This is a genomic window from Streptomyces nogalater, from assembly GCF_039532885.1.
In the GTDB taxonomy this organism is placed as follows: Bacteria; Actinomycetota; Actinomycetes; order Streptomycetales; family Streptomycetaceae; genus Streptomyces; species Streptomyces nogalater.
In genome coordinates, this window is record NZ_BAAASM010000107.1 from 1 (window position 1) to 555 (window position 555).

1 rRNA gene is annotated in these 555 nt (G+C 59.1%); it reads left to right on the forward strand.

The window, feature by feature from the left end:
* Positions 1–555: ribosomal RNA gene (locus ABD350_RS37885) — 23S ribosomal RNA — on the forward strand; the annotation flags it as partial.

Below are 555 nucleotides of genomic sequence, written 5' to 3' on the forward strand. Positions count from 1 at the left end.
GGGCGCACGGTGGATGCCTTGGCACCAGGAACCGATGAAGGACGTGGGAGGCCGCGATAGTCCCCGGGGAGTCGTCAACCAGGCTTTGATCCGGGGGTTTCCGAATGGGGAAACCCGGCAGTCGTCATGGGCTGTCACCCGCTGCTGAACACATAGGCAGTGTGGAGGGAACGAGGGGAAGTGAAACATCTCAGTACCCTCAGGAAGAGAAAACAACCGTGATTCCGGGAGTAGTGGCGAGCGAAACCGGATGAGGCCAAACCTATGACGTGTGAGACCCGGCAGGGGTTGCGTCGTGGGGGTTGTGGGATCTCTCTTCTGCGGTCTGCCGGCCGTGGGACGAGTCAGAAACCGTTGATGTAGGCGAAGGACATGCGAAAGGTCCGGCGTAGAGGGTAAGACCCCCGTAGTCGAAACGTCAGCGGCTCGTTTGAGAGACACCCAAGTAGCACGGGGCCCGAGAAATCCCGTGTGAATCTGGCGGGACCACCCGCTAAGCCTAAATATTCCCTGGTGACCGATAGCGGATAGTACCGTGAGGGAATGGTGAAAAGT